General features: G+C 72.4%; 5 protein-coding genes. 3 read left to right on the top strand and 2 right to left on the bottom strand.

The annotated features are described in order from the left end of the window. Positions 1-99: 99 nt before the first annotated feature. Positions 100-1599 (top strand): hypothetical protein, encoded by a 1500-nt coding sequence (locus Pma05_RS23780; protein WP_203859673.1) that lies wholly within the window; start codon positions 100-102, stop codon positions 1597-1599. Here Pma05_RS23780 and Pma05_RS23775 read toward each other — a convergent pair. Beyond that, the gene (locus tag Pma05_RS23775; RefSeq protein WP_203859672.1) at positions 1560-2384 is read right to left on the bottom strand and encodes a CPBP family intramembrane glutamic endopeptidase; all 825 of its coding nucleotides are present in this window, start codon (positions 2382-2384) and stop codon (positions 1560-1562) included. The genes Pma05_RS23780 and Pma05_RS23775 overlap by 40 nt on opposite strands. Before the next feature lie 320 nt (positions 2385-2704). Between Pma05_RS23775 and Pma05_RS23770 the strand changes: the two genes are divergently transcribed. Beyond that, on the top strand, positions 2705-3820 hold the full coding sequence (locus tag Pma05_RS23770) for a globin domain-containing protein (RefSeq protein WP_203859671.1): 1116 nt from the start codon (positions 2705-2707) through the stop codon (positions 3818-3820). Positions 3821-4023: 203 nt separating this feature from the next. On the opposite strand, the gene Pma05_RS23765 is transcribed toward Pma05_RS23770, so the two are convergent. Then, on the bottom strand, positions 4024-5550 hold the full coding sequence (locus Pma05_RS23765; RefSeq protein ID WP_372441541.1) for a peptide deformylase: 1527 nt from the start codon (positions 5548-5550) through the stop codon (positions 4024-4026). Between the two features lie 351 nt (positions 5551-5901). On the opposite strand from Pma05_RS23765, the gene Pma05_RS23760 reads away from it, so the two are divergent. Continuing rightward, the gene (locus Pma05_RS23760; RefSeq protein ID WP_203859684.1) at positions 5902-6681 is read left to right on the top strand and encodes an IucA/IucC family C-terminal-domain containing protein; all 780 of its coding nucleotides are present in this window, start codon (positions 5902-5904) and stop codon (positions 6679-6681) included. Positions 6682-6801: the final 120 nt, after the last annotated feature.

Genomic DNA, 6801 nt, shown 5'->3' with positions numbered 1-6801 from the left:
CCGGCTCCGGCTCCGGCTCCGGCTCCGGCTCCGGCTCCGGCTCCGGCTCCGGCTCCGGCTCCGGCTCCGGCTCCGGCTCCGGCTGGAGGATCCGGCGAGGTGATCACGGGCGGAAAGGGTGTCCCGGCATCCGATCCTGCCGACACCACCGACGCCGGGACGACCGCCGACGCCGGAAAGGCGGTCGGCGGATCCAGGGCTACCGCCCCGAAGGCCAGCCCGGCAAAGAAGACGACCGCCAAGAGAGCCACCGCCGCCAAGAAGACCGCCAGCGCGACCAAGGCGGTCGCGAAGAAGGCCACCGCGGTGACGAAGGCCACCGCCAAGAAGGCGGCCAGCGCGGCGAAGAAGACCACGGCCAAGGCGACCGCCGGGGCGACGGCGGACGAGCCCGCCACGACTGACTCCGGCGAGAATGCGACGGTACCGGCCGCTGCCGCCCTGGAAGCGGCGACACCGCCGCCCACCACCGACCCCAGCGCCACCGACCCGACCGACAGCCCCATGACCAAGATCACGCCCCCTGCCGGTGCCGACGCCACCGATGCGAGCGAGCCGGCAGGACCGACCGCCCCGGCAGGACCGAGCGGCCCGGCCAGGGACACCGACCCGACCGAGGAGACCGGGACGCCCCACGGGACCGACGAGCCCAGCGCTCGGGTACCCGCCGTCGGATCCGCGGCGACCGGCGCGCCGAGCGAATCCCCCGGCATCGGTACGTCGTACCCGGTCGGCGCACCCCATGGGATCGTTGTGGCGGATCGGGCGGCTTCGGGGCGTACTCCTGAACCTGAGGCGCAACCGTCGACGGTCCGGCGGATTCTCGACCACCCGGGCTACACACCCGAGCTGCTCGCCCTGGCCGCGGTACGCGGACTGGGCCCGGAGGCCCGAGCCTGGGCGGCCTGGGTCCGGGCCGCGTACCCGGGAGCCACCGCCGACGGCCTGGTCCGACTGGCCACCCGGCGGTACGTCCGGCTCGCCGCCGCCGGTGGGGCCCTGTCGACGGCGACCGGGATGCTCGCCCCGCTCGCCGAGTTGGCCGCCGTCACCTGGGCGCAGGCCGGCCTGGTGCTGCACCTGGCTGCCGCGCACGACCATGATCCGACCCGGCCGGATCGGGCCGCCGACCTGCTGGTGCTGACCCGGGTCCACCCGGACGTGGCCAGTGCCCGGGCCGCGCTGGCCGCCGCCGAGGCGGCGATCGCCGACCACCCGGAGGACCCCGGACCAGCCACGGACGACACCTCGACCGAGGACGTCGACGCGAAGGTCGACGCGGAGGTCGACGCGAAGGTCGACAGGGAGCCGGGCCGGTTGGCCGAGGCGGGCTGGCGGCTGGGTGCGCCGATCGTCGCCCGGACCGCGAACTGGCTGGCTCTGCGGCTGGCCGTACGGCGACTGCGACTGCCGGGCGCGATGACGCTGGCCGCCGCGATGCTGAGTTCCGCCAACACCGAACGACTCGCCGCCCGGACTGTCGAGTACTACCGCACCGGGGCGGGCTGGCCGGATCCGGCCGGACGTCCGGCGGTGGCCCTCGGGGGCGAGCCGGCCGCCTACAACCAGTCGAACCACTCCCGGGGCAGCAGCGCGTAGCCGACGAAGGCGACCACGTCCAGCAGGGTGTGCGCCACCACCAATGGCAGCACCCGCCTGGTACGCAGGAAGAACAGCGCGAACACCACTCCCATGACCACGTTGCCGACGAACGCACCGAAGCCCTGGTAGAGGTGGTACGAGCCGCGCAGCAACGCGCTGGCGGCGATGACGGCGCCGATCCGCCACCCCATCTCCCGCAGCCGGGTCATCAGGTAGCCGACCACCACGACCTCTTCGAGGATCGCGTTCTGCGCGGCCGAGAGGATGAGTACCGGCACCGCCCACCACAGGTCCGGCAGGCTCGCCGGGACGACGCTGGCGTTGACGCCGAGGTGGGCGGCGATCCAGAAGAGGCCGAGTCCGGGTAGCCCGATCGCGGCGGCCAGCGCGGCGCCCCAGGCCAGGTCGCGGCCGGGCCGCCGGCCGTCCAGGCCGAGCACCTCCCGGGCACCGCCCCGAGCCTGGTCGGGCAGCGCGTCCCGGGCGAGCAACCCGTCGCGGTCCAGGGTCCGGTCCCGGTTCAACAGGTGTACGGCGAGCAGCACCGGCACGAGGGCGAAGAAGATCCCGAGGAGCTGGTACGTGAGGTCGAGCCAGGGCCGCGCCGACTGAGATGCGTTCAGCGTGGCGGTCTGCTGGGACAGCGGCCGGTCGGCGGTGAGCCGGGCGACGATCGTCACCGCCGAGTAGACCGCGGACTGTCCCAGGGACAGCCCGAGTACCAGGAGCACCTCGGTGCCGAGTACGCGGCGGGAGAGCGGGCGGGCGAGATCAACCGTCACCCCGACAACTGTGCCCGATCGGGCCGCCCGCCGGGAGCGTCCGCACCGGTCTCCCTGCCCCGACCGCCCGGCCGACCCAGGCGAGGCGGGCGCGCCTCACCATGACGTCGCAGCGGTCCCGCGTCGCGGGGAAGCACGTCACGGCTGCCCGCATGGCGTGGCGGCACCACACTTCCCGGCCGTCCGCAGCCGTTCCGCCCGCGACGGGAGTCGGTTCTCCGACAACGGCCGATCGACCGTCGATCGCACATTGTGTGCGACCGACACTGACTCACGGTATTCATTCTTATCCGCGCAGTGGCCCCGACCGAGAAGGTGTCATGGACAACCTCGCGCAGCTGTTGAAGGAGAGCTGGACCCTCGTCGAAGATCGACGGGACAAGGTCGCGGGATACTTCTACGCCCGGATGTTCCTGTCCGATCCCGCCCTGCGCACACTGTTCCCGGTGCAGATGGACGGGCAGCGGGACCGCCTGCTGGAGGCGATCGTCACCGCCGTCCAGACCATCGACGACCCCGAGAGCTTCGACGACTACCTCCGCTCACTCGGCCGCGACCACCGCAAATACCACGTCAGGCCGGCGCACTACGACACCATGGGCACCGCGCTGATGTCCGCGTTGCGGGAGGCCGCCGGCGAGCGGTGGACCATCGAGTACGACCAGGCGTGGCGGGACGCGTACCGGGTGATCGCCGAGCGCATGCAGGCTGGCGCGGCGGACGACCCGAACCCGCCGTTCTGGCACGCGGAGGTGATCGGGCACGAACGGCGGGGCAGCGACGTCGCCGTACTGACCTGCCGTCCGCTCCAGCACGAGCTGCCGTACCGGGCCGGCCAGTACGTCAGCGTCGAGGTGCCGCGCTACCAGCCGCGCCTCTGGCGGACGTACTCGATCGCCAACGCCCCGCGCGCGGACAACACGCTCGACTTCCACGTCCGGGCGGTCGGTGCCGGATGGGTCTCCAGCGCGCTGGTCCGCCGGGTCAAGATTGGTGACCTGTTGCGGGTGGCCGCCCCGATGGGGGCGATGACGCTGGACCGGGCCTCCACCCGGGACGTGCTCTGCGTGGCCGGTGGCGTCGGGCTCGCGCCGATCAAGGCGCTCGCCGAGGAACTCGCCGGATACAACCGCACCCGCTGGATGCACGTCTTCGTCGGCGCCGCCGGCCGCGACGACCTGTACGGGCTGACCGAACTCCACGAACTCGCCGCCCAGCACCCCTGGCTGTCGATCATCCCCGTGTGCAGCGCGGATCCCGACTTCGACGGCGAACGGGGCGAGATCACCGACGTCTTCGCCCGGTACGGCCCGTGGACCAGCCACGACTGCTACGTCTCCGGCTCGGCCACCCTGGTCCGCTCCGCGCTACGCACCCTCGCCGCCGACGACGTGCCCCCGGAGAACATCCGGTACGACGCCTTCGGCGATCTCTAGACACCCTCCCTCTCCCCCCAAAGCCGGGTCTCCGTGTCCTACCCGTAGGGCACGGAGACCCGGCTCCCCGTCATCGGGGGCGACCGCCTGCGGCTCTCCCGGAGACCGGCCGACCTCGAAAGAAGGCCGGCTGCTCTCTCCAGGAGACTGGCTGCTCTCACCGGCAGGCCGGCTGCTCTCTCTGGGTGGCTGGCTGCCGGCGGTCAGTAGCGCCAGGGGTTGCCGGTGTCGCGGTATTCCTCGATCGGCACCAGCGGGACCTCCGGGTCCATCCGGTCGACGTAGAGCCGGCCCTCCAGGTGGTCGATCTCGTGCGCGACCAGTCGGGCCATGGCGAGCTCGAACGAGGTGATCATGCGCCCGCCGTCCCAGCGGGCGTGCTCGACGTCGAGCCGCAGCGGCCGGGCGACCAGGCCACGGAGGTCGAAGAGGGAGAGGCAGCCCTCGTACTGCTCGTCGGTCTCCAGCGCGGCGTCGACCACCCGGGGGTTGAGGAGTACGACCGGCTCGGCGTCCCGGTCCGGTGGGCGTACCACGGCGGCGGCCCAGGGCAGCCCGATCTGCGGCGCGGCGAGCCCGACCCCCTTGCTGAACGGGTGCAGCTCGTCGAGTCGCTCCAGGGCGGCCCGGAGCCGGGCCACCACGTCCCGGGCATTGGCGTCGTCCCGGGGCAGGTCGAAGTGCCGGGCCGGCTGGCGCAACAGGTCCGCGCCGAGCTGCACGATGCCGGCTGCCCGCATCCGGTCGCTGGCCCGGCCCTCCGCCGATTCCGGGGACGCGACGGCGGGTGTGGCCGGCTGGGCGCGGTAGCGCCACTCCAGGCGGTACCGGGCGTTCAGCGGCGGGTCGTCGGTCGACCACTCGAAGAGCGCCCGGCCGCCCTCGTCGCGCCGGACCAGTGGCGTACGCAGCGGTCCCTCCTCGGCCGACAGCGACGTCTCCACGCCCCAGACCTGCGGGTCGAGGTCGAGCGGCAGGTCGAGCCGGAGCGCGAGCCGGCGGGTGGGCAGCCGTACGGCGCGCTGGAACCACTGCCCCCACTTGTCCTGGTTGACCCGGTAGGAGTATTCGGTGGTGACCCGCTCGCCCGGATACAGCGGGAACCGGCCGTCGCCGTTCTCGAAGAGCAGCCACACCTCCTTGAACGCGTCCCGGTCGTGCTTCTTGCGCCACTCCATCGGCTCGCGGCTGCCCTGGTCGTCGCAGAACGCCTGGAGGTCCAGTTCGGCGAAGGTCAGCGGGTTCTCCCGGTGGTGCCGGTTGGACCGGGCCGGGTCGTTGGGATAGCGGTCCACGGCGATCCGCACGAGATAGCGGGTCACCGGCTCCGTTCCGGCGTTGTAGAGCGCCCGCCGGATCACGCAGCGGTACGCGCCCTCGTGGTAGGCCAGCGTGGCGGTCTCCTGCTCCACGATCAGGCCGGTGCCGGGCGGCATCCACTGCTCGGGTACGGGCGGATCGCGGTGTGCGACGACGCTGGAGCGGGCCTGCCGCAGTTCGTCGTACTCCTGGAAACGCTGCCAGATCGCTCCGGCCGCGCCGAGTACGGCCTCCGCACGCCGGGCGAAGTCCTCGGTCGGCCGGTGCCGCCGACCCTCGACATGGCTGACGTAGGAGGGGTCGAACCCCATCCGGGCCGCGAGTTGCTTCTTGGTCATGCCCCGCTCGACCCGCCGACGGGAAAGCTCGGCCGCGAACGAGTCGGCAGCCCGCTCGATTGGCGTGGTCATCAGGTTCCTCTGGCCGGGAATCTCAGTCTCCCGGCCGAGCCGGCCAGTCTGACAGAACTGGCGCGTTAACGACAATGGCTTGACATTTCGGTCCCCGTGCATGATCCTCCACCGCCCAGCCCCACATCCCGAGTCATATCTGCGACGCGTCGGGGAAACATCGCCGGAAGAGATCCCGGGACACCCCGACTCTGGTTAGCCTTGCCTTAGTAGGCTAGGGTGACGTTCGGTTGTCAGACGTTGGGGGTTGATCCAGGTGGCATCGAGGCAGACCAGTCCGGTTACGGCCGTCATGCCGGGCGCCTGCCCATCCACCGGAACGCGGCGAAACGGTGACCCGGCGTGACCATCCTGATCGGCGACCGCGCCGCAGCACCGTTGGCTCCGGTCAGCGCGACCCTGCGGGCCGCCTTCGGCACCGACGAGTTGCCCGGCCTGGCGACCGGCCTACGGGTCTCCGACGAGACCGGCTGGATCCCGGCCACCGAACTCGTGGACGGCACCCGGCTACCGGAACTGCTCGCCGTCACCCGGCAGCGCTGGGGCGCCACCTCGCACGCCGCCGCCGCGCTGGCCTGGAAGTCCTACACCTACTGGCTCCTGCTGCCCGTGGTGCTCGGCTGGGCCTCCGCGCGCCGGGTCCCGCTGCTGCGCCCGGCCGACGTACTGGTCCGGTTCGAGGACCATCGGCCACTGCTCACGCTCGGCATGCACCGCCGTACCGAGATCGCGGTGCTTCCCTCGGACCCGCTGGCCCTCTCCGGCCTGCCCGAGGTACGGGTCGTGCTGGGCGAGGCCGAGCTGCTCGCCGCGCTGCGCGCGTCCCTGCTCGACGCGCACCTGACCCCGCTGCTCGACTCGCTGCACCAGCAGGTCCGGGTCGGCGCCCGTACGCTGCTCGGCTCGGTCGCCTCGGGTGTGGCGCACGGCGTGCTGCGGGCCGCCGACGCGCTGCCCGGCGGCTCCGCCGAGACGATCGGGGTGTTGCTCGACACCCTGGGCGTGGCGGACCTGGTCGACCTGGTGCCCGGCCCGACCGGCGAGCTGACCGTGCAGCGCAAGACCTGCTGCCTGGCCTTCACCCTGCCACAGCCCAAGGTCTGCGCCGGCTGCTGCATCCGTACCCCCTGATCACCCTGCTCCACAGCCCAGGCCGCCCCCGGCACGTGACCGTCCACCAACGGAGCGTGCCGGAGGGGCCAGGAGATCGACGCTGGACCGTTATCGCCGTGACACGTCGATCGAACCTCT

Source organism: Plantactinospora mayteni (assembly GCF_016862935.1).
Taxonomy (GTDB): domain Bacteria; phylum Actinomycetota; class Actinomycetes; order Mycobacteriales; family Micromonosporaceae; genus Plantactinospora; species Plantactinospora mayteni.
The sequence above is the reverse complement of the archived record's forward strand: the minus strand, read 5'-3'. Positions and strand labels throughout refer to the sequence as shown.

Excerpts from the sequence above, each read along its gene's own strand:
- Pma05_RS23765 (WP_372441541.1), bottom strand. The coding sequence starts at position 5,550 with ATGACCACGCCAATCGAGCGGGCTGCCGACTCGTTCGCGGCCGAGCTT.
- Pma05_RS23770 (WP_203859671.1), top strand. The coding sequence starts at position 2,705 with ATGGACAACCTCGCGCAGCTGTTGAAGGAGAGCTGGACCCTCGTCGAA.